A 273-nucleotide genomic window follows, 5' to 3' on the forward strand; every position below is an offset into this window, starting at 1 on the left:
CTCCTTGGGTCAAAAGTGGCGAAATATTATTCAGAACAGCATCTACAGGTTTTCCGGCAGGAACCATAAGAATGATTTTCCTGGGAGTTTCGAGTGCTGCTACAAATTCTTCCAGTGAGCATGTTCCTTTGATTTTCATTTCTGGGGTGGCATTGCTGTGCAGTTGATTTACTTTCTCCTCATCAAGGTCAAAACCTGCCACAGAGAATCCGTTGTCAGCGATATTGTATAGAAGATTTCTACCCATGACACCGAGACCGATCATCCCGTAAT

Annotated in this window: 1 protein-coding gene; it reads right to left on the reverse strand. The window is 43.6% G+C overall.

Going from position 1 to position 273, the window contains the following annotated elements:
* Nucleotides 1-265: NAD(P)-binding domain-containing protein (locus tag ACR9ZK_RS21980; protein WP_481344075.1), on the reverse strand; the 265-nt coding region annotated here is incomplete at its 3' end.
* Between the last annotated feature and the right edge of the window lie 8 nt (nucleotides 266-273).

The organism is Monashia sp. HAY1-5C (assembly GCF_056755255.1).